Origin of the sequence: Herbiconiux sp. (assembly GCF_023264895.1) — a bacterium.
Taxonomy (GTDB): Bacteria; Actinomycetota; Actinomycetes; order Actinomycetales; family Microbacteriaceae; genus Herbiconiux.
In genome coordinates this window covers 25,407-45,738 of the sequence record NZ_JAHFUY010000033.1, presented here as the reverse complement: position 1 = coordinate 45,738, position 20,332 = coordinate 25,407, and the positions used below count along the sequence as shown (strand labels likewise).

Annotated in this window: 21 protein-coding genes; 14 read left to right on the top strand and 7 right to left on the bottom strand. The window is 68.4% G+C overall.

Translation table 11 applies throughout. The features are described from left to right. The 6 genes from Q0D57_RS07740 to Q0D57_RS07715 form a co-directional block, all read left to right on the top strand. A partial coding sequence (locus Q0D57_RS07740) for a Fe-Mn family superoxide dismutase (protein ID WP_291040807.1) occupies nt 1-230 on the top strand: 230 nt, incomplete at its 5' end. Between the two features lie 103 nt (nt 231-333). Next, the gene (gene gap, locus Q0D57_RS07735; protein ID WP_291040804.1) at nt 334-1,341 is read left to right on the top strand and encodes a type I glyceraldehyde-3-phosphate dehydrogenase; all 1,008 of its coding nucleotides are present in this window, start codon (nt 334-336) and stop codon (nt 1,339-1,341) included. A gap of 24 nt (nt 1,342-1,365) precedes the next feature. Further along, complete coding sequence (locus Q0D57_RS07730) at nt 1,366-2,595, top strand: phosphoglycerate kinase (RefSeq protein ID WP_291040801.1); 1,230 nt, start codon at nt 1,366-1,368, stop codon at nt 2,593-2,595. Further along, a complete protein-coding gene (gene tpiA / locus Q0D57_RS07725) occupies nt 2,586-3,374 on the top strand; it encodes a triose-phosphate isomerase (RefSeq protein ID WP_291040798.1) in 789 nt (262 codons plus the stop codon). Before Q0D57_RS07730 ends, tpiA begins: the two co-directional genes overlap by 10 nt. A 58-nt stretch (nt 3,375-3,432) precedes the next feature. Then, nucleotides 3,433-3,684 carry a preprotein translocase subunit SecG gene (gene secG, locus Q0D57_RS07720; protein ID WP_259530435.1) on the top strand — a complete coding sequence of 84 codons (252 nt, stop codon included), beginning with the start codon at nt 3,433-3,435 and terminating at the stop codon, nt 3,682-3,684. 20 nt (nt 3,685-3,704) lie between these two features. After that, nucleotides 3,705-4,067 (top strand): RNA polymerase-binding protein RbpA, encoded by a 363-nt coding sequence (locus Q0D57_RS07715; protein ID WP_291040795.1) that lies wholly within the window; start codon nt 3,705-3,707, stop codon nt 4,065-4,067. Between the two features lie 81 nt (nt 4,068-4,148). Here the strand turns inward: Q0D57_RS07715 and pgl are convergent, their stop codons facing one another. Genes pgl through tkt form a run of 6 tightly spaced genes read right to left on the bottom strand, consistent with a single transcriptional unit; the run spans nt 4,149 to nt 12,297 of the window. Further along, a complete protein-coding gene (pgl, locus tag Q0D57_RS07710) occupies nt 4,149-4,919 on the bottom strand; it encodes a 6-phosphogluconolactonase (protein ID WP_291040793.1) in 771 nt (256 codons plus the stop codon). Continuing rightward, on the bottom strand, nt 4,916-5,872 hold the full coding sequence (locus tag Q0D57_RS07705) for a glucose-6-phosphate dehydrogenase assembly protein OpcA (protein WP_291040791.1): 957 nt from the start codon (nt 5,870-5,872) through the stop codon (nt 4,916-4,918). Before Q0D57_RS07705 ends, pgl begins: the two co-directional genes overlap by 4 nt. Continuing rightward, the gene (gene zwf, locus Q0D57_RS07700) at nt 5,869-7,410 is read right to left on the bottom strand and encodes a glucose-6-phosphate dehydrogenase (protein ID WP_259530431.1); all 1,542 of its coding nucleotides are present in this window, start codon (nt 7,408-7,410) and stop codon (nt 5,869-5,871) included. Before zwf ends, Q0D57_RS07705 begins: the two co-directional genes overlap by 4 nt. 49 nt (nt 7,411-7,459) lie before the next feature. After that, entirely contained in the window at nt 7,460-9,064 is a 1,605-nt protein-coding gene (locus tag Q0D57_RS07695; protein WP_291040788.1) for a glucose-6-phosphate isomerase, read from the bottom strand. Then, the gene (tal, locus tag Q0D57_RS07690) at nt 9,061-10,167 is read right to left on the bottom strand and encodes a transaldolase (protein ID WP_291040785.1); all 1,107 of its coding nucleotides are present in this window, start codon (nt 10,165-10,167) and stop codon (nt 9,061-9,063) included. Before tal ends, Q0D57_RS07695 begins: the two co-directional genes overlap by 4 nt. A gap of 36 nt (nt 10,168-10,203) precedes the next feature. Further along, entirely contained in the window at nt 10,204-12,297 is a 2,094-nt protein-coding gene (gene tkt / locus Q0D57_RS07685; RefSeq protein ID WP_291040775.1) for a transketolase, read from the bottom strand. A 138-nt stretch (nt 12,298-12,435) separates the two neighbouring features. Here tkt and Q0D57_RS07680 point away from each other — a divergent pair, with 138 nt between their 5' ends. From Q0D57_RS07680 to Q0D57_RS07645, 8 genes are all read left to right on the top strand, one after another. Then, nucleotides 12,436-13,365, top strand: coding sequence for a heme o synthase (locus Q0D57_RS07680; RefSeq protein ID WP_291040772.1), 930 nt, complete (start codon nt 12,436-12,438; stop codon nt 13,363-13,365). Between the two features lie 10 nt (nt 13,366-13,375). Beyond that, the gene (locus Q0D57_RS07675; RefSeq protein WP_291040769.1) at nt 13,376-14,341 is read left to right on the top strand and encodes a COX15/CtaA family protein; all 966 of its coding nucleotides are present in this window, start codon (nt 13,376-13,378) and stop codon (nt 14,339-14,341) included. 130 nt (nt 14,342-14,471) lie between these two features. Next, nucleotides 14,472-15,890, top strand: coding sequence for a Fe-S cluster assembly protein SufB (gene sufB, locus Q0D57_RS07670; protein WP_291040766.1), 1,419 nt, complete (start codon nt 14,472-14,474; stop codon nt 15,888-15,890). 2 nt (nt 15,891-15,892) lie between these two features. Next, entirely contained in the window at nt 15,893-17,050 is a 1,158-nt protein-coding gene (gene sufD, locus Q0D57_RS07665; RefSeq protein WP_291040763.1) for a Fe-S cluster assembly protein SufD, read from the top strand. 2 nt (nt 17,051-17,052) lie between these two features. Next, entirely contained in the window at nt 17,053-17,379 is a 327-nt protein-coding gene (locus Q0D57_RS07660) for a non-heme iron oxygenase ferredoxin subunit (protein ID WP_291040760.1), read from the top strand. Between the two features lies 1 nt (nt 17,380). Beyond that, a complete protein-coding gene (gene sufC, locus Q0D57_RS07655; protein ID WP_291040757.1) occupies nt 17,381-18,145 on the top strand; it encodes a Fe-S cluster assembly ATPase SufC in 765 nt (254 codons plus the stop codon). A 4-nt stretch (nt 18,146-18,149) separates the two neighbouring features. Continuing rightward, on the top strand, nt 18,150-18,479 hold the full coding sequence (locus Q0D57_RS07650; RefSeq protein WP_259530421.1) for a metal-sulfur cluster assembly factor: 330 nt from the start codon (nt 18,150-18,152) through the stop codon (nt 18,477-18,479). 602 nt (nt 18,480-19,081) lie between these two features. Then, on the top strand, nt 19,082-19,549 hold the full coding sequence (locus Q0D57_RS07645; protein ID WP_291040750.1) for a DUF559 domain-containing protein: 468 nt from the start codon (nt 19,082-19,084) through the stop codon (nt 19,547-19,549). Between the two features lie 86 nt (nt 19,550-19,635). On the opposite strand, the gene Q0D57_RS07640 is transcribed toward Q0D57_RS07645, so the two are convergent. Beyond that, complete coding sequence (locus Q0D57_RS07640) at nt 19,636-20,226, bottom strand: biotin transporter BioY (protein ID WP_291040737.1); 591 nt, start codon at nt 20,224-20,226, stop codon at nt 19,636-19,638. Nucleotides 20,227-20,332 lie beyond the last annotated feature (106 nt).

The window sequence follows — 20,332 nt, the reverse complement described above, 5'->3', positions numbered from 1 at the left end:
TCGGCGGCAACCTCACCGTCTTCCAGCTCTTCGACCAGCAGTCCAACGTGCCCTTCGGCGTCATCCCCCTCTTCATGCTCGACGTCTGGGAGCACGCCTACTACCTCGACTACCTCAACGTCCGCGCCGACTACATCAAGGCCGTCTGGAACATCGCTAACTGGCAGAACGTCGCCGAGCGCCTCACGGCCGCCCGCACCAAGACCGAAGGCCTGCTGGTACTGTCATAGCGACGCTGGATGACGGGGCCCGCGTCAGACGTCGAGCCCCGCATCCTCCTCCGCAGCTACCCCACCACACCGCCCCACCGGGCCCCAGCAACAGGAGCAATCTGTGTCCGTAAAGATCGGAATCAACGGCTTCGGCCGCATCGGTCGGAACTTCTTCCGCGCCGCCCTCGCCAAGGGCAGCGACCTCGAGATCGTCGCCGTCAACGACCTCACCGACAACAAGGCGCTCGCGCACCTGCTGAAGTACGACTCGATCACCGGCCGCCTCGACGCCAAGGTCGAGCTCGACGGCGACAAGATCGTCGTCAACGGCAAGCCGATCATCGTGCTCGCCGAGCGCAACCCCGCCGACCTCCCCTGGGGCGAGCTGGGCGTCGACATCGTCATCGAGTCGACCGGCCGCTTCACCAAGTCCGACGACGCCCGTGCGCACATCACCGCCGGCGCCAAGAAGGTCATCGTCTCGGCCCCGGCCACCGGATCCGACGTCGCCACCCTGGTGCTCGGCGTGAACGAGGGCACCTACGACCCCGCCCAGCACGACATCATCTCCAACGCCTCGTGCACCACGAACTGCCTCGCGCCGCTCGCCAAGGTGCTGCTCGACAACTTCGGCATCGAGCGCGGCCTGATGACCACGGTCCACGCGTACACCGCCGACCAGAACCTGCAGGACGGCCCGCACAGCGACCTCCGTCGTGCCCGCGCGGCCGCCGCGAACATCATCCCCACCTCGACCGGTGCGGCGAAGGCCCTCGGCCTCGTCATCCCGGAGCTCGTCGGCAAGCTCGACGGCTACGCGCTGCGCGTTCCGGTCCCGACCGGTTCGATCACCGACCTCACCGTCGAGCTGACGAACCCGGCCACGGTCGAGCAGATCAACGAGGCGTACAAGAACGCCGCCGAGGGCGACCTCAAGGGCATCCTCAGCTACACCGAGGACCCGATCGTCTCGAGCGACATCGTCTCCGACCCGCACTCCTCGATCTTCGACGCCGGCCTCACCAAGGTCATCGGCAACCAGGTCAAGGTCGCGTCGTGGTACGACAACGAGTGGGGCTACTCCAACCGCCTTGTCGACGTCACCGAGTACGTCGCCGACCGGCTGTAGCCCGAACCTCTCGAAAGCGAATCCGTGACGCTCCGCACTCTCGACACCCTCGGATCGCTCGCAGGCAAGCGCGTCATCGTCCGGTGTGACCTCAACGTTCCTGTCAAGGACGGGGTCATCACCGACGATGGGCGCGTGCGCGCGAGCCTTCCCACCCTCTCCGCCCTGCTCGAGCAGGGCGCCAAGGTCGTCGTGGTCAGCCACCTCGGCCGGCCCGACGGCGCGCCCGAGGCCAAGTACTCCTTGGCCCCGGTCGCCGAGCGCCTCTCCGAGCTCCTCGGCGCACCTGTCGCGTTCGCGCACGACACGGTGGGCCAGGAGGCGAAGGACGTGGTCGCCGGCCTCGGCGACGGGGAGATCGCCCTGCTCGAGAACCTCCGCTTCAACCCGGGGGAGACCAGCAAGGACGAGTCGGAGCGTCGCGGATTCGCCGAGCAGCTCGCCGCGTTCGGAGACGCCTTCGTCTCCGACGGATTCGGCGTGGTGCACCGCAAGCAGGCGAGCGTCTACGACCTCGCCGAACTGCTGCCGAGCGCGGCCGGCCTCCTCATCCAGACGGAGCTCGACGTGCTCGACCGGCTCACCGAGAACCCCGAGCGCCCCTACACGGTGGTGCTCGGCGGATCGAAGGTCTCCGACAAGCTCGGAGTCATCGGCCACCTGCTGCCGCGCGTCAACACGCTGCTGATCGGCGGCGGCATGCTCTTCACGTTCCTCAAGGCCCAGGGCCACGAGGTCGGATCGAGCCTCCTCGAGGAGGACCAGCTCGACACCGTGCGCGGCTATCTCGCGAAGGCCGACGAGCTCGGCGTCACGATCGTGCTGCCCACCGATGTCGTCGTGGCCTCGAAGTTCGGCGCCGACGCCGAGATCGAGGTGACCGCGGCCGACTCGATCGAGAAGACCGCGTTCGGCGCCTCCGGTCTCGGCCTCGACATCGGACCGGAGACCGCGAAGGCCTTCGCCGAGATCATCGCCTCCTCGAAGACCGTGTTCTGGAACGGCCCCATGGGCGTCTTCGAGCTCGAGCCCTTCGCCGCGGGCACCAAGGCGGTCGCACAAGCACTCACCGAGGCCTCTTCTCCCGAGCACGGGGGTCTCGGCGTGGTGGGCGGGGGAGACTCGGCCGCAGCGGTCCGTGCCCTCGGCTTCACCGACGACCAGTTCGGTCACATCTCAACCGGAGGCGGTGCCAGTCTCGAGTTCCTCGAGGGCAAGCGCCTCCCTGGCCTGGAGGTCCTCGGATGGTCCTGAAGCGCACACCCCTCATCGCCGGCAACTGGAAGATGAACCTCGACCACCTGCAGTCGATCGCCTTCGTGCAGAAGCTCGCCTGGTCGCTCGAAGACGCGAAGCACGATTTCGACTCGGTCGAGGTCGCCATCTTCCCGCCGTTCACCGACCTCCGCTCTGTGCAGACCCTCGTGGCCGCCGACAAGCTCTCGCTCGCCTACGGCGGGCAGGATGTCTCGGCACACGACTCCGGCGCCTACACGGGTGAGATCTCGGGCCAGTTCCTGGCCCAGCTCGACGCGAAGTACGTCATCATCGGACACTCCGAGCGGCGCACGATGCACGGCGAGACCGACGAGATCGTCGCCGCGAAGGTCAAGGCCGCCATCACGCACGGCCTCGTCCCCGTCATCTGCGTGGGCGAGACCGCCGAAGACCTCGAGAAGCACGGCCAGAGCGCCGTGCCCGTCGCCCAGCTCAAGGTCGCCCTCGAGGGCCTCAAGGCGGATGCCGACGTCGTCGTGGCGTACGAGCCCGTCTGGGCCATCGGCTCCGGCCAGGCCGCCACCCCCGAGCAGGCCGAGACGGTCGGTGCGGCCCTCCGCGCCGTCGTCGCCGAGAGCCTCAGCGCCGACGCGGCGGCCGCCACCCGCATCCTCTACGGCGGCTCGGTGAAGTCGGGCAACATCGCCGGCTTCATGCGCGAGCCCAACGTCGACGGAGCGCTCGTGGGCGGTGCGAGCCTCGACATCGCGGAGTTCGCCGCGATCGTGCGCTACCAGAAGCACGTCGGAGTGTAGACTTACCTCTGGTCTTCGGGGGAGCGACCCGCTCTCTCCGGCATGTGAAAGGCAAGCAGTGCAAATCCTTCAGGTCGTCCTCCAGGTGATTCTCGGCATCACGAGCCTGCTCCTGACCCTTCTCATCCTTCTGCACAAGGGTCGCGGCGGTGGGCTCTCCGACATGTTCGGTGGCGGTGTCACGTCGAACCTCGGCGCCTCGGGCGTCGCGGAGCGCAACCTGAACCGCATCACCGTCATCCTGGGACTGATCTGGGTGTCGAGCATCGTCATCCTCGGTCTCATCACGAAATTCGACTCCGGCCTCTAGGCCCGGAAGGGACAGCAGTCATGGCATCAGGAGGAAGTGCGATCCGCGGATCGCGCGTAGGCGCCGGCCCCATGGGCGAGCAGGATCGCGGCTTCCACGCCGATCGCATCCAGGTCTCGTACTGGGATGCCCTCGGCAACGAGACCGTGCGGTACTTCGCGGCGAACCTGCCCGACGACGAGATCCCCGAGACCATCGACTGCCCCGCCTCGGGGCTGCCGGCCGGTCGTGACAAGGCGAACCCGCCGTCGGTCACCAAGCTCGAGCCCTACAAGACGCACCTCGCCTACGTGAAGGAGCGCCGCACGGAGAAGGAGGCGGAGCAGCTTCTCGAAGACGCTCTGCAGCAGCTCCGCGAGCGTCGCGGCACCACCGCCTCCTAGGCCGAGCCTCCCGCACAACCCGAAGGGGCCGTTCTCACTGTGATGTGAGAACGGCCCCTTCGGCGTTGGTGGTCGTCGCGATCAGTACGAGGGCGCGATGAGCGACTCGGGAACCTCGGCCGCAGCCTCCTGGTCGACGAAGAAGACCGTGCGCTTGCGGCCCTGAGCTCCGGCGACCGGCACCTCGTCGGTGCTCGCACCCGCGAGGGCGAGACCGATGGCGGAGGCCTTGTCGGCACCGGCCAGCACCATCCAGATGCGGTCGGCCGACTGGATGACGGGAAGCGTCAGGCTGAGGCGGAGCGGCGGCGGCTTGGGGGAGTCGCGCATCGGCACCACCGTGGCATCCGTGATCCGGATCTCACCGTGGCCGGGGAACAGCGACGCGATGTGGCCGTCCGGTCCGACACCGAGGAACATGATGTCGAAGCGTGGGTAGTCCGCCCCTTCCGGGGCGGCGTCCGCGAGCTCACGTGCGTAGACCCGGGCCGCCTCGTCGAGATCGGCGATCTCGTCGGAGGCCGGGAACGCGTGCACCTTGGCGGGGTCGACCGGCACGTGGTCGAGCAGGGCCTCGCGGGCCTGCAGGTCGTTGCGGTCGGCGTCGCCCTTCGGCACGAACCGCTCGTCGCCCCACCAGAAGCTGATGCGCGACCAGTCGATGGTCTGCGCGGCCGGCGACGAGCGGATCGCCGCGAGCACCGCGCTCCCCATCGTGCCCCCCGTCAGCACGATGTTCGCCTCGTCGAACTCGTCGAGGATGTCGATCACCTTCGTGATGAAACGGGCCGCCACGGAGCCGGCCAGGGACTCCTTGTCGGGATGGACGAGCACACGGCGATCAGTTGTCATGCGGGATCCGATTCCAGGAGTTCGGCGAGACCTTGGACGATGACTTCACCATACAGGTCGTCCGGATCGAGCCGTCGCAGCTCCTCTGCCAGGCAGTCCCGGAGGTTGCGGCGGGGGAGCGAGAGGTCGTGCGTGGGCTGGTTGGGCTGGCTGAGCTTGGCCACGTTGAGCACCTCGCGCACGAGCTCGATCGGGCCGTGCTCTCGGGTGAGCGTGACGCCGTGGATGCCGCTCGAGCCGTTGGCGCGCGCGAGCAGCCCGTACTTCACGGGCACCTGCAGCTGGTGCCGCAGCCACGCCGCGAGCAGCAACGTCGAGGGCGAGTCGGATGCGCCGGAGACCTCGATCGCCGTGACCGGCTCGTAGGGCGGCTGGTCGAGCACCGCGGCGAGCTGGGCGCGCCACAGGGTCAGCCTCGTCCAGGCGAAGTCGGTGTCGCCCGGCGCGTACGTGCGTGCTCGACTCAGGAGCGCCTCGTAGGGGTTGCGCTGGTTCGACGAGTCGGTGATGCGGCGGGTGGCGATGCGCCCGAGGTCGGAGGTCGACACGTCCTCCGGAGCGGCACCGGGCCACCAGACCACGACGGGGGCGTCGGAGAGCAGGAGCCCGGTGACGAGCCCCTCCTGGTCGCTCGCGGCCGCACCGTAGGCGCGGAGCACGATGACCTCGCTCGCGCCGGCGTCTCCGCCGACCCGGATCTGGGCGTCGAGCCGCGCGCCGCGGCCGGTGCTCAGGCCGTCGTTCTCCTGGTCGGTGGAGACCACGATCACGCGCATGGGGTGCTCACGGGAGGCGTCGTTGGCCGCCTCGATGGCGTCCTCCTCCTCGCCGAGCGAGGTCACGATCACGAGGGTCAGCACGCGGCCGAGAGCCACGGCGCCGCCCTCCTCGCGGATCTTGACGAGCGATTTCGAGATCTTGCTCGTCGTGGTGTCAGGCAGATCGACGATCACGGGCGTCTCCAGGTTCTTCCGTCGCGGGCGAGCAGTTCATCGGCCGAGCTGGGCCCCCAGGTTCCGGGGCGGTACTGCTCGGGCTGACCCTGCGTCACCCAGTACTCTTCGATCGGGTCGAGGATCTTCCAGGAGAGCTCGACCTCCTTCTGGCGGGGGAACAGCGGCGGGTCGCCGAGCAGCACGTCGAGGATGAGTCGCTCGTAGGCCTCCGGGCTCGCCTCGGTGAAGGCGTGACCGTAGCCGAAGTCCATCGTGACATCGCGCACCTGGACTCCCGCACCCGGCACCTTGGAGCCGAAGCGGATCGTCACACCCTCGTCCGGCTGCACGCGGATGACCAGGGCGTTCTGCCCGAGCTCCGACGTCTGGCTCTCGGCGAAGAGGTACTGGGGGGCGCGCTTGAAGACGACCGCGATCTCGGTGACGCGGCGCCCGAGGCGCTTGCCCGCCCGCAGGTAGAACGGCACGCCCGACCAGCGGCGGGTCGCGATGTCGAGTCGCACGGCCGCGTAGGTCTCGGTGGTCGACTCGGGGTTCATGCCGTCCTCCTCGAGGAAGCCGAGCACCTTCTCGCCGCCCTGCCATCCCCCGGAGTACTGCCCGCGGGCCGTCACCGTGCCGAGATCCTCGGGCAGCGTGACGGCGGCGAGCACCTTCTCCTTCTCGGCACGCAGATCGGCGGCGTCGAACGAGATCGGCTCCTCCATGGCGGTGAGCGCCAGGAGCTGCAGGAGGTGGTTCTGGATGACGTCTCGCGCCGCACCGATGCCGTCGTAGTAGCCGGCCCGGCCGCCCACCCCGATGTCCTCGGCCATCGTGATCTGCACGTGGTCGACGTAGTTGGCGTTCCAGATGGGTTCGTAGAGCTGGTTGGCGAAGCGCAGCGCCAGGATGTTCTGGACCGTCTCCTTGCCGAGGTAGTGGTCGATCCGGAACACCGAGTCCGGCGGGAAGACCGACTCGACCACGTCGTTCAGCTCGATCGCCGTCTTCAGGTCGCTGCCGAACGGCTTCTCGATCACGACCCGGCGCCAGCGGTCCTCCTGCTGGTCGGCGAGACCCGAGCGACGGAGCTGCTCGGTGACGAGCGGGAACGCCTTCGGCGGGATCGAGAGGTAGAAGGCGTAGTTGCCCATCGTCCCTCGATCGCGGTCGAGCTCAGCGATCGTCGTCTTCAGCTGCTCGAAGGCGTTGTCGTCGTCGAACTCGCCCGAGACGAAGCGGATGCCCTCGGAGAGCTGGCGCCACACGTCCTCGTCGAACGGGGTGCGGGAGTGCTCCTTGACCGAGTCGTGCACGACACGCTCGAAATCCTGGTCCTCCCAGTCGCGCCGGGCGAACCCGATCAGCGAGAATCCGGGCGGCAGGAGACCCCGGCTGGCGAGGTCGTAGACGGCGGGCATGAGCTTCTTGCGCGACAGGTCGCCGGTGACACCGAAGATGACGAGGCCGGAGGGCCCCGCGATCCGGTTCAGTCGGCGGTCCGTCGGGAGCCTCAGCGGGTTGTACTCCGGCGTTATCTCAACGGGAGGCATGGAACTCCTAGTTGTCGTTCGTGTCGTAGTCGTGCACGGCGCGTCTCGATCAGCGCAGCGCGTCGAGGAGCGTGGGGACCTGGGCGGTGGCCTCGGTCAGGTTCAGTCGCAGCACGGGCCGGCCGTGCTCGGCGAGGACACCGGCGTCGCCGGCGGCCTGGGCCTGGATGAGCTGGCCGAAGGTGAACGGACGGTCGGGGATCTCGAGGTCGTCGGCCGCATCGGCCGTGATCTGCAGGAACACCCCGTCGGCCGGTCCGCCCTTGTGGTACTGACCGGTCGAGTGCAGGAAGCGAGGGCCCCAGCCGAACGTGACGGGCCGGCCGGACCGCTTCGCGAGCAGGTCGCGGAGCTCGGCGAGCTGCGGCAGCTCGAGGCGGTCGACGTACGCCATGACGGCGACGTAGCCCGTGGCCGGCAGCGAGGCGAGGAGCGCCTCGACGGCTCCGGCCAGCGTGCCTGCCGCGGTGAGCCCACTCGGGGTGCCGCGCACCTCGATGCCGCCCTCGACGAACGCGGGGGAGACGGGCTCGGGCCGGTCGTCGAGGAGTCCGCGGGCGGCCTCCTTCGCCGACTCGACGTCGGGCTGGTCGAACGGGTCGATGCCGAGCAGACGCCCGGCCACCGCGATCGCGTACTCCCAGGTGAGGAGGAGCGCACCGAGCGTGCCGCTCACGAGCACCTCACCGGGGTGGCGCTCGCGCAGGTGGTGCTCACCCGCGTTCGCCACGAGACGGACGATCTGCACGTCGGCGAGACCCTCGGTGAGCTCGGGGGAGTCGGTGTCGAGCACGACGGGGAGGAGACCCTTCCCGTCTTTGCCGGTCGACTCGGCGATCAGCTGCTCGGCCCAGTCGGCGAAGCCCACGATGTGGGTTCCGTCAGCCACGATGGCGACCTTGTCGCGAAGGGGCGACGTGCCCGCCAGGGCGGCACCGAGGATCAGACCGACGTTGTCGGAGCCGTCCTCGGCGAGATTGAGGGAACTGGCCTCCGCCTCGTCGAGCAGCTCGCCGATGTCGGCACCGGCGAGGCCGGACGGCACGAGGCCGAACGCGGTGAGCGCCGAGTAGCGGCCGCCCACGTCGGGGTCGGCCAGGAACGTGCGGTAGCCCGCCGCGGTGGCGAGCTCCTCGAGCGGCGAACCGGGATCGGTCACGATCACGATCCGCGACGCGGGGTCGATGTCCGCCGCGCGGAAGGCGCTCTCGTAGGCCCGGCGCTGGCTGTCGGTCTCGAGGGTGCCGCCGGACTTCGACGACGCGACGAGCACGGTGGTCTCGAGGCGGTCGGCGAGGGCGGCGCGGAGCTGCCCCGGGGCGGTCGAGTCGAGGATGGTGAGCTCGACACCGGCGGTCCTGGTGATGACCTCGGGGGCCAGCGACGATCCGCCCATGCCCGCGAGCACGACGTGGTCGATGCCGGCCGCCAGGAACTCCTCGCGGAGCGCGGCGACCTCGGCGACGAGCGGCCGTGAGACGGCCACCGCCTCGACCCAGCCGAGGCGCTTGGACGCCTCGGCCTCGGCGGCCGGACCCCAGAGGGAGGGGTTCTCGGCCGTGATCCCGGAGGCGACCAGGTCGGCCACCAGACGCGGTACGTGCGTCTGGACGGCCGTCCTGGCGTCTCCGGAGACGTGGATCGATACGGTCACTCGGCAGCCTTCAGGGCGGCCGTCACGGTGTCGAGCAGCTCGTTCCAGGAGACGATGAACTTCTCCACGCCCTCCTTCTCGAGCAGCTCGGTGACCTCGGCGTACGAGATTCCGAGGGCACCGATGGCGTCGAGCACCTTGTTGGCCTCGGCGTAGCTGTGGGCGATGGTGTCGCCGGTGACCACGCCGTGGTCGGCGAGGGCGTCGAGGGTCTTCTCCGGCATCGTGTTGACGACGCTGGGGGCGGCGAGCTCGACGACGTAGGTGGTGTCGGGAACGCTCGGGTCCTTCACACCGGTCGAGGCCCAGAGCGGACGCTGGGTGTTGGCGCCGGCCTCGAGCAGCACGAGGGCGCGCTCGGTGGCGAACGCCTGGGTCCACACCTCGTAGGCGAGCTGGGCGTTGGCCACGCCCGCCTTGCTCTTGAGCGCGAGCGCCTCGTCGGTGCCGATCTCGTTGAGGCGCTTGTCGATCTCGGTGTCGACGCGCGACACGAAGAAGGAGGCGACGGAGTGGATCTTCGACAGGTCGTGGCCCGCCTCCTTGGCCTTCTCGAGGCCGGCGAGGTAGGCGTTGATGACGTCGCGGTAGCGCTCGAGCGAGAAGATGAGCGTCACGTTCACCGAGATGCCCTCGCCGATGGTGTTCGTGATGGCCTCGAGGCCCTCCACCGTGGCGGGGATCTTGATGAGCACGTTCTCGCGGTCGACCTTGGCGTGGAGCGCCTTGGCCTGCTCGAACGTTCCCGCGGCGTCGTGCGCGAGACCGGGCTCGACCTCGATCGAGACACGGCCGTCGAAGCCCTTGGTCTCGTCGTAGATCGGCTTGAAGATGTCGCTCGCGGCGGCCACGTCGTCGGTCGTGATCTCGAAGACGGCGCTCGTGACATCCGTGCCGGCCTTGGCCAGCGTGGAGACCTGCTCGCTGTACGACTCGCCCTTGGCGAGAGCCGCGGCGAAGATCGTGGGGTTCGTGGTGACGCCCACGACGTTCTTCTCGGCGATGAGCTTCTGCAGCCCGCCCGAGGAGATGCGCTCGCGCGACAGGTCGTCGAGCCAGATGCTGACGCCGACGTCGGAGAGCTTCTGAGTGGATTCGGTCATTGTTCTTCTCCTAGAAAGTGTGTCTGTCGGCCGGCGCTAGAGCGCGGCCAGCGAGGTCTTTGCGGCTTCGACGGCCGCCTCTGTCGTGATGCCGAACTCGCGGAACAGGGTCTTGTAGTCGGCCGAGGCACCGAAGTGCTCGATCGAGACGATGCGTCCGGCGTCGCCGACGTAGTGGCGCCAGCCGAGGCCGATGCCGGCCTCGATCGAGACGCGCGCCTTGACGGCCGCGGGGAGCACGTGCTCCTTGTACTCGTCGGACTGCTCCTCGAACCACTCGAGCGAGGGAGCCGAGACGACGCGGGCGTTGATGCCCTCGCCCTTCAGGATCTCCCGCGCCTCGACGGCCAGGTGCACCTCGGAGCCGGTCGCGATGAAGATCACGTCGGGCGTGCCGTTCGGCGCCTCGGCGAGCACGTAGGCGCCCTTCGAGACGTTGCTCGCCGACGCGAAGACCTCACCGGAGGCCTCGCCGTCGCCGCGCTCGTACACCGGGATGTTCTGGCGGGTCAGCGCGATGCCGGCCGGGTTGTGACGGCGGCCGAGGATGGTGAGCCACGCGTGGCCCACCTCGCTCGCGTCGGCGGGACGCACGACGTCGAGCCCCGGGATCGCGCGGAGCGACCACAGCTGCTCGATCGGCTGGTGCGTGGGGCCGTCTTCGCCGAGGGCGACGGAGTCGTGGGTCCAGACGAACACCGAGGGCACCTTCATGAGGGCGGCCAGACGCACCGCGGGGCGCATGTAGTCGCTGAAGATGAGGAAGGTGCCGCCGAACGGGCGGGTCTTGCCGTGCAGCACGATGCCGTTCAGGATCGAGCCCATGGCGTGCTCGCGGATGCCGAAGTGCAGCACGCGGCCGTAGGGGTTGCCGGTCCACTCGTGGGTGGAGTGCTCGGAGGGCACGAACGACGCGGCCGACTCGATCGTGGTGTTGTTCGACTCCGCCAGGTCGGCCGAGCCGCCCCAGAACTCGGGGAGCAGCGGCGCGAGGGAGTTGATGACCTTGCCGGAAGAGGCACGGGTCGAGACGTCCTTGCCGGGCTCGAACACGGGGAGCGCGTCGGCGAGGCCGGCGGGGAGCTCGCCGGCCTCGAGGCGGTCGAGCAGCTCCTTCTTCTCGGGGTTGGCGGCGGCCCAGGCGTCGAAGCCCTTCTGCCACTCGGCACGCTCCTCGGCGCCCTTGGCGATCGCGCCGCGGGTGTGCTCGATGATCTCCTCGGCCACCACGAAGGACTGCTCGGGATCTGCGCCGAGCACCTCCTTGAGGCCCTTGAGCTCGTCGGCGCCGAGCGCTGAGCCGTGGATCTTGCCGGTGTTCTGCTTCTTCGGGCTCGGCCAGCCGATGATCGTCTTGAGGATGATCAGCGACGGCTTCGACGTCTCGGCCTTGGCGGCCTCGATCGCCTCGTAGAGCGCGTGCACGTCTTCGACGTACTGGCCCGTCTTCTTCCAGTCGACGATCTGCACGTGCCAGTGGTAGGCCTCGTAGCGGGCCTTCACGTCTTCGGTGAAGGCGATGTTGGTGTCGTCCTCGATCGAGATCTGGTTGGAGTCGTAGATCGCGATCAGGTTGCCGAGCTGCTGGTGGCCGGCGAGCGAGGAGGCCTCGCTGGTGACGCCCTCCTGCATGTCGCCGTCCCCGGCGATCACGTAGGTGTGGTGGTCGAACGGGCTCGTGCCGGGTGCGGCATCCGGATCGAACAGACCGCGCTCGAAGCGCTGCGCGTAGGCGAAGCCCACGGAGGACGCGAGGCCCTGGCCGAGCGGGCCGGTCGTGATCTCGACACCGTCGGTGTGGCCGTACTCGGGGTGGCCGGGCGTCAGCGATCCCCAGGTACGGAGCGCCTTGAGGTCGTCGAGCTCGAGGCCGTAGCCGCCGAGGTAGAGCTGGATGTACTGCGTGAGCGAGGAGTGACCGACCGAGAGGATGAAGCGGTCGCGCCCGAGCCAGTGCTGGTCACGGGGGTCTTTGCGCATGACCTTCTGGAACAGGAGGTAGGCCGCCGGCGCGAGGCTGATCGCGGTGCCGGGGTGGCCGTTGCCCACCTTCTCGACGGCGTCGGCCGCGAGGATCTTGGCGGTGGTGACCGCCTGGTCGTCAATGGGTTCCCATTGGAGTGAAGCCACGAGGTGTTGGACCCTTCTCGATTGCGGCTCCTCAGAAGCGGAACCGATCCGCGACAATCATATCGACGCCGACAGGGGCCGCCGCTTCGATCGAATAGACTTGTGCACGGGATCTTTCTGTGCAGGTAATGAGGAGTAATGGACGTAGCGGTTGACGGCCGGGTCGAGCATCGGCGGATCAGCCCGATGGAGAAGGTCAAGGCGTATGTCGCGCTGACCAAACCGCGGGTGATCGAGCTCCTCCTGGTGACCACCGTCCCGGTGATGATCCTGGCCCAGCAGGGCATCCCGAACCTCTGGCTGGTCTTCGCTACGCTCATCGGCGGCGCGCTCTCCGCGGGCAGCGCCGGCGCGTTCAACTGCTACTTCGACCGCGACATCGACCGCGTGATGGACCGCACCTCGAAGCGTCCACTCGTCACCGGTGTGCTCACGGATCGCGAGGCGCTCGTCTTCGCCTGGGCCCTCGGCGTCATCTCGATCGCCTGGCTCGCCGTCTTCACCAACCTGCTGGCCGCCTCGCTCTCGCTCGTCGCGATCCTCATCTACGTGCTCCTCTACACGCTCGTGCTAAAGCGCCGCACCCCGCAGAACATCGTCTGGGGCGGCACGGCTGGCTGCATGCCCGTGCTGATCGGCTGGGCGGCCGTCACGAACTCGCTGTCGTGGGAGGCGCTGATCCTCTTCGGCATCATCTTCCTCTGGACCCCGCCGCACTACTGGCCGCTGTCGATGAAGTACCGCGCCGACTACAAGACCGCCGGGGTGCCGATGCTCGCCGTGGTGCGCGGCCGGGTCGTCGTGGGCCTCCAGATCGTGCTCTACGCCTGGGCCATGGTGGCGTGCTCGCTGCTGCTGATCCCGGTCGGCCACATGGGCCTCATCTACTCGGCCACCGCCGTGATCGCGGGAGCGTGGTTCCTCTACGAGTCGCACCGCCTGTACAGCCGGTCGATCCGCGACCTCTCGATCAAGCCGATGCGCGTCTTCCACGGCTCGATCACCTACCTCACGCTCATCTTCCTCGCGGTCGCGATCGACCCGCTGGTCACGATCCTCCCGCTGTAAGGGGTCCCGAATGCAGACCCCCTTCAGCTGGCTCGCCGACCGCGTCACCCTCTCGCCCCGTGCCCTCCGCTGGGGCACGACGGCTGCGCTCGTCGTGAGCATCCTCATCATCATCACCGGCGGCGTCGTGCGCGTCACCGGTTCCGGCCTCGGCTGCCCCACCTGGCCGGCCTGCGACGACGGATCGCTCACCACGACCCCCGAGCTCGGCATCCACGGCTTCATCGAGTTCGCCAACCGCGCCCTCACCGGCGTGCTGATCGCCGCCGTCGGCTGGGCGATCGTGGCGGCCCGCCTGCAGAAGCCCCGCGTGCGGAGCATGACGCGGCTCGCCTGGTCGCAGTTCTGGCTCGTGGTCGCGAACGCTGTCGCCGGGGGAGTGACCGTGCTGACCGAGCTCAACCCCTGGGTCGTCGCCATGCACTTCCTGATGGCGATCGCCCTGCTCACGACCACCACGCTCACCTGGCACCGGGCGCACCGCGCGCAGGGCGCCGAGGCGGTCTTCCCGCGCCCCGTCGGCATCCTGGCCTGGGTGCTCGTGGCCGCCACCGCCGTGCTCATCGTCGTCGGCACCCTCGTGACCGGCACCGGCCCTCACGCGGGCGACTCCGCCGACGTGCCCCGGATGGCGTTCGTCTGGGAGCATGTGGCCATCGCGCACGGCGTGCTCGGCACGCTCGTGCTCGTGCTCGGGGTCGTGCTCCTCGTAGCGGTCGCCCGCATCCCCGGCGCAGCCCTCGCCCGCCGCCGCGCCCTCACCTTCGTGGTGGTCGTCGTGCTGCAGGCCGTGCTGGGCGTGGTGCAGGCGCTGACAGAGCTCCCGGAGTGGATGGTCGTGCTGCACCTGCTCGGCTCGGCGCTGGTCTGGGTGGGCGTCCTCCGGGTGCTGCTGGATGTGCATCCGCATCTCTGGGCCCCCAGCGCTCCCGGGCCGTATACAATGAAGACTCAGGAACCCGCCCATCACGCCTAGTTCCGCCCGACACCCGATCCGCACCTAGTCCGGACATCTGCACAGAGTCCCGGCATCGGCAGATAGTTCGATGCGACTATGGAATGTCGGAGACCTCCTCCAGGTTGCACAGTAAGGAAGGGAGACAGTCATGTCTGACGTACTCATCGACCGTCCGGAACTCGAGAACCTCGGAGTCTACGAATTCGGCTGGTCCGATTCCGACACCGCCGGTGCCACGGCCAAACGCGGCATCAACGAGGCCGTGGTGTCGAACATCTCGGAGCTCAAGAACGAGCCGGAGTGGATGCTGAAGACGCGCCTCAAGGCCCTTCAGATCTTCGGCCGCAAGCCCATGCCCACCTGGGGCGCCGACCTCTCGGGCATCGACTTCGACAACATCAAGTACTTCGTGCGCTCCACGGAGAAGCAGGCCCAGACCTGGGACGACCTGCCCGACGACATCAAGAACACGTACGAGAAGCTCGGCATCCCCGAGGCGGAGCGCCAGCGCCTCGTCTCCGGCGTGGCCGCGCAGTACGAGTCCGAGGTGGTCTACCACCAGATCCGCGAAGACCTCGAGGCCCAGGGCGTCATCTTCATGGACACGGACACCGCGCTCCGCGAGCACCCCGAGTTCTTCACCGAGTACTTCGGCACTGTCATCCCCTCGGGCGACAACAAGTTCGCCGCGCTCAACACGGCCGTCTGGTCGGGCGGATCGTTCGTCTACGTGCCGCCCGGCGTGCACGTCGAGATCCCGCTGCAGGCCTACTTCCGCATCAACACGGAGAACATGGGTCAGTTCGAGCGCACGCTGATCATCGCCGACGAGGGCTCGTACGTGCACTACATCGAGGGCTGCACGGCACCGATCTACAAGAGCGACTCGCTGCACTCCGCCGTGGTCGAGATCATCGTCAAGAAGAACGCCCGTGTGCGCTACACGACCATCCAGAACTGGTCGAACAACGTCTACAACCTCGTCACCAAGCGGGCCATCGCCCACGAGGGCGCGACGATGGAGTGGATCGACGGCAACATCGGCTCCAAGGTCACCATGAAGTACCCCTCGATCTACCTCGTGGGCGAGCGGGCCAAGGGCGAGACGCTCTCGGTGGCCTTCGCGGGCCCCGGCCAGCACCAGGATGCCGGCGCGAAGATGATCCACATGGCTCCGTACACGCAGTCCTCGATCGTCTCCAAGTCGATCGCCCGAGGCGGTGGGCGCGCGGGCTACCGCGGCGAGATCCGGGTCGCCGAGAACGCGCACCACTCGGCCAACACCGTGCGCTGCGACGCCCTGCTGGTCGACACCATCTCGCGCTCGGACACCTACCCGGCCATCGACATCCGGGTCGACGACGTGCAGCTCGGTCACGAGGCCACGGTCTCGAAGGTCTCCGAGGAGCAGCTGTTCTACCTGATGTCGCGCGGTCTTCCCGAAGACGAGGCGATGGCCATGATCGTGCGCGGCTTCATCGAGCCGATCGCCCGGGAGCTGCCGATGGAGTACGCACTCGAACTCAACAAGCTCATCGAGATGGGCATGGAAGGATCCGTAGGCTGAACATGGCCCTCGCCTCACCCGCTTTCGTTCCCGTCCAGACCCGGTCGGAGCGCCTCGCCTCCACCTCCGTCACGGACTTCCCGGCCGTCACCGGCCTCGAGTTCGAGTGGAAGTTCATTCCGCTGGCTCGCGTCAAACACCTCACCGAGGGTGCGCTCGACGGATCGCCGACGGCGTTCACCTACTCGGAGTCGGCAGGCACCGCGGTGGACTGGATCGAACCCTCCGCCCCGGTCGTCGGCACCGCCGGCGTGCCGGAGGACAGGGCGGCGGCGAACGCCTGGGCCGCCGTGGAGAAGGTGCTGCACATCTCCGTGACCGGTGAAGACGCTGCCGAGCTCGTGGTGCGACGTGACCGCTTCGGATCGACGCCCCGTGCAGCCCACGTGGTGATCGAGGCGGCGCCGAACAGCAAGGGCGTCGTCATCCTCGAGCACCACGGATCGGCGAACCTCACCGAGAACGTCGAGATCGTGGTGGGCGACAACGCCCAGCTCACGGTCGTGACCGTGCAGGAATGGGACGACGAGGCACTCCACCTCTCCTCCCACTTCGCGCGAGTGGGCCGCGATGCGAACCTCCGCCACGTGATCGTGTCGCTCGGCGGCTCGGTCGTGCGGGTGAACCCCTCGGTGCACCTCGTGTCGCAGGGCGCCTCGATCGACTCGTTCGGCCTGTACTTCGCCGACGCGGGTCAGTACTTCGAGCAGCGCCCGTACATCGACCACCAGGCCGCCAACACGCGCAGCCGGGTGAACTACAAGGGCGCTCTGCAGGGCAAGGGCGCGCACACCGTCTGGGTGGGCGACGTGCTGATCGGCCCGCACGCCGACGGCACCGACAGCTACGAGCAGAACCGCAACCTCGTGCTCTCCGAGGGCACGCGCGCCGACAGCATCCCGAACCTCGAGATCGAGACCGGCAACATCCAGGGTGCCGGACACGCCTCCTCGACCGGCCGGTTCGACGACGAGCAGCTCTTCTACCTGCAGTCGCGCGGCATCTCCGAGGAGGAGGCGCGTCGTCTCGTCGTGCGCGGCTTCCTGGCCGAGATCATCAATGAGATCGGCTCGCCCGCCCTCGAGGAGCGGCTCTCCGCGGCCGTCGAGGCCGAGCTCGTGCAGGCCGAGGCCGTGCGCGCCTCGGCGCTGGTGCAGTAGCCGTGGCCGAGAAGGTGTGCGCGTTCGAGGACGTGCCGGTCAACCAGGCGCTCCGCGTCGTGGTGGGCGGCGTCGCGATCGCCCTGGTGAAGGACAGCGCGGGGGAGTGCCACGCCATCGGCGACACCTGCACACACGGCGACATCTCGCTCGCCGAGGGCTTCGTGGAGGATGACACCCTCGAGTGCTGGGCCCACGGCTCCAAGTTCTCGCTCGAGACCGGCAAGCCGCTCACGCTGCCGGCCTACGAGCCCGTCCCCGTGTTCTCGATCGAGATCATCGACGGGGACATCTACATCGACCCGACCGTGACGAAAGTGATTGACTAGCATGTCTGTTCTGAAGATCGAAGACCTCCACGTGAGCGTCGAGACCGAGCAGGGGACCAAGCAGATCCTGCGCGGCGTCGACCTCACGATCGGCGAGGGCGAGACCCACGCCATCATGGGCCCGAACGGCTCCGGCAAGTCGACGCTCGCCTACGCGATCGCCGGGCACCCCAAGTACCAGGTCACGGGCGGCTCCGTGCAGCTCGACGGCGAGGAGATGCTCGACAAGTCGGTCGACGAGCGCGCTCGCGCCGGCCTCTTCCTCGCGATGCAGTACCCGGTCGAGATCCCCGGCGTCTCGGTGTCGAACTTCCTCCGCACCGCGAAGACCGCGCTCGACGGCGAGGCCCCTCCCATCCGCAGCTGGATCAAGGACCTCGACTCCTCCATGACGGCCCTCCGCATGGACAGGACCTTCCGGGAGCGCAACGTCAACGAGGGCTTCTCGGGCGGCGAGAAGAAGCGCCACGAGATCCTGCAGCTCGAGCTGCTGAAGCCCAAGTTCGCGGTGCTCGACGAGACCGACTCCGGGCTCGACGTGGATGCGCTGAAGATCGTGTCCGAGGGCGTCAACCGTGCCAAGGAGACCACCGGGCTCGGTGTGCTGCTCATCACGCACTACAACCGCATCCTGCGCTACGTGAAGCCCGACTTCGTGCACGTGTTCGTGGCCGGCCGCGTGGCCGAGCAGGGCGGGCCCGAGCTCGCCGTGCGGCTCGAGAACGAAGGCTACGATCGCTTTCTCACCGGCGCGAACGTAGAATAACGAAATGGTCACGACACTCGAACCGACGCGCTACGACCAGATCGAGGAAGCGCTCAAAGACGTCATGGACCCGGAGCTCGGCGTGAACATCGTCGACCTGGGCCTCATCTACGACCTCGGCTGGGATGCGGAGCAGGACGCGCTCGTCATCAGCATGACGCTGACGTCGGCCGGCTGCCCGCTCACCGACGTGCTCGAGGAGCAGACGGCGGAGGCGCTCGACGGCGTCGTCGACCAGTTCCGCATCAACTGGGTGTGGATGCCGCCGTGGGGGCCCGAGAAGATCACCGACGACGGCCGCGACATGATGCGCGCCCTCGGCTTCTCCATCTGACGCTCGCTCGTTCAGAAGCGCAAACGTCGCGGTATCCGCCCTCCTTGAGGGCACGGATGCCGCGACGTTTGCGTTTCTGAACGGTGCCATCCACTCCTGCACATCGAGCGATCGGAGGCGGGCGTTCCACTGATCTGCTGCACGGTGACCGAGTCGCCGAGCCGTGGGGCAACGTGGGGGGCATGTCATCCGCAGCCGCTCTCGTCGCCGGCCTCGGCGGCGTGGCGTCGTGCCGGGAGCTCGCACTTCAGGGCGTACCCGCAGCTGAGGTGTCCCGCAGCGTGCGGGTGGGCTCGCTCATCCGTGTGCGCCACGGGTGGGTCGCGCTGCCAAGCGGAGCGCCGCCGGGTGCTCTGGAGGCGGTTCGTGCCGGTGGCACGCTCAGCTGCGTGTCTGCGCTTGAAGCCCGAGGTGTCTGGGCGAGTCCGGATGCGCGGAGGCATGTCCGGGTTCGGCGCTACGCGCACCTGCCGGGCCCGTCGCCGAGCCTCGTGCTGCATCGCTCGCATCCGCTCTCCGAGCTCGCACCCGCTGTCGGGGGCGTCGACTCCACCGAATGGGCTGTGGCGCATGCGACGGTCTGCCAGTCGTCGCGAGACGCGGTGGCGACTCTCGACTCCGTGCTCCATCTGGGGCTCTCCTCCCGGCGCCGGCTCGAAGAAGTGTTGCGAGGCCTTCCTGTGCGCTACGCCTCACTCCTCGACCGCGCGGACCCTCGAGCCGAATCCGGGCTGGAGACCCACGTGCGGTTGCTGCTGCGCTCGGTCGGGATCGGCGTACAGCTTCAGGTGAGGATCAGCGGCGTGGGGCGGGTCGACCTCGTGGTGGGTGAGCGGCTCGTCATCGAGACGGACGGGCGTGAGTGGCACTCCGACGCGCGGTCGTTCGCCGACGACAAGCGGCGGGATCTCGCGCTCGTGGAACGCGGCTACCTCGTGCTGCGGCTCAGCTACGCGCAAGTGATGTTCGAGCCGGAGCTGGTGCTCGACGTCGTACGGGGGCTCGTGGCACGTGGAGAGCATCGGTGGGCAGGGCGACACCATCGAGCCGGATTGGTCGTGCGCCCGTGATGCTGTTCGAAAACGCAAACGTCGCGGCTGCTGAGCTCCCGGAGGAGTCAGTGGCCGCGACGTGTGCGAGTCTGAACTGGCGGAGGCTAGTTCTTGGGGCGGGAGGTGAGCTTCCAGGCGAGGGGGATGATGCCGGCCGCGAGGAGGGCCTTGATGATGCCGCCGAGGATGAAGGGGTAGAGGCCGGCCTGGAGAGTCTGCTCGAGGGTGAGGCCGAGGGAGGCGGCGAGCCAGGGGAGGCCCACCGCGAACGTGATGACGGTGCCTGCGGTGAAGGAGGCGAAGGCGCCGAGCACCTTGCGGTCCCAGTTGCGCTGGGCGAGCCAGCCGGTGAGGCCCGCGGCCACGATGAAGCCGATGATGTAGCCGCCCGTGGGGCCGGCGACGACCTGCCAGCCGGCGCTCGCGTCGCTGAACCACGGGACGCCCGCGATGCCGACGACTGCGTAGACCGCCATGGCGATGACCCCGCGGAGAGCCCCGAGCGTGGAGCCCACGAGCAGCACGGCGAGGGTCTGGCCCGTGATCGGCACCGGCCACAGCGGGATGGCGACCTGGGCCAGGAGACCCACGAAGGCCGCGCCGCCGGCGACGAGCATGACGTCGGTGAGGATGCTGCGGCTGATCAGCCGGTCAGCCAGGGTGGGACGGCCAGCGGCCAGGGACAGGGTGGACATGCAGTCTCCTTCTCGGTGCCGGATCGCTGCACGAATGCACGACGATTGCACGGATGCGGGCAGCGGTCGGCCACCGGCTTCTCTGGAAATATACTAGAAGACGTCC

Coding starts and splice junctions, on each gene's coding strand:
- tpiA (WP_291040798.1), top strand. CDS start 2,586: ATGGTCCTGAAGCGCACACCCCTCATCGCCGGCAACTGGAAGATGAAC.
- Q0D57_RS07715 (WP_291040795.1), top strand. CDS start 3,705: ATGGCATCAGGAGGAAGTGCGATCCGCGGATCGCGCGTAGGCGCCGGC.
- pgl (WP_291040793.1), bottom strand. CDS start 4,919: ATGACAACTGATCGCCGTGTGCTCGTCCATCCCGACAAGGAGTCCCTG.
- zwf (WP_259530431.1), bottom strand. CDS start 7,410: ATGCCTCCCGTTGAGATAACGCCGGAGTACAACCCGCTGAGGCTCCCG.
- tal (WP_291040785.1), bottom strand. CDS start 10,167: ATGACCGAATCCACTCAGAAGCTCTCCGACGTCGGCGTCAGCATCTGG.
- Q0D57_RS07680 (WP_291040772.1), top strand. CDS start 12,436: ATGGACGTAGCGGTTGACGGCCGGGTCGAGCATCGGCGGATCAGCCCG.
- Q0D57_RS07675 (WP_291040769.1), top strand. CDS start 13,376: ATGCAGACCCCCTTCAGCTGGCTCGCCGACCGCGTCACCCTCTCGCCC.
- sufB (WP_291040766.1), top strand. CDS start 14,472: ATGTCTGACGTACTCATCGACCGTCCGGAACTCGAGAACCTCGGAGTC.
- sufD (WP_291040763.1), top strand. CDS start 15,893: ATGGCCCTCGCCTCACCCGCTTTCGTTCCCGTCCAGACCCGGTCGGAG.
- sufC (WP_291040757.1), top strand. CDS start 17,381: ATGTCTGTTCTGAAGATCGAAGACCTCCACGTGAGCGTCGAGACCGAG.
- Q0D57_RS07650 (WP_259530421.1), top strand. CDS start 18,150: ATGGTCACGACACTCGAACCGACGCGCTACGACCAGATCGAGGAAGCG.
- Q0D57_RS07640 (WP_291040737.1), bottom strand. CDS start 20,226: ATGTCCACCCTGTCCCTGGCCGCTGGCCGTCCCACCCTGGCTGACCGG.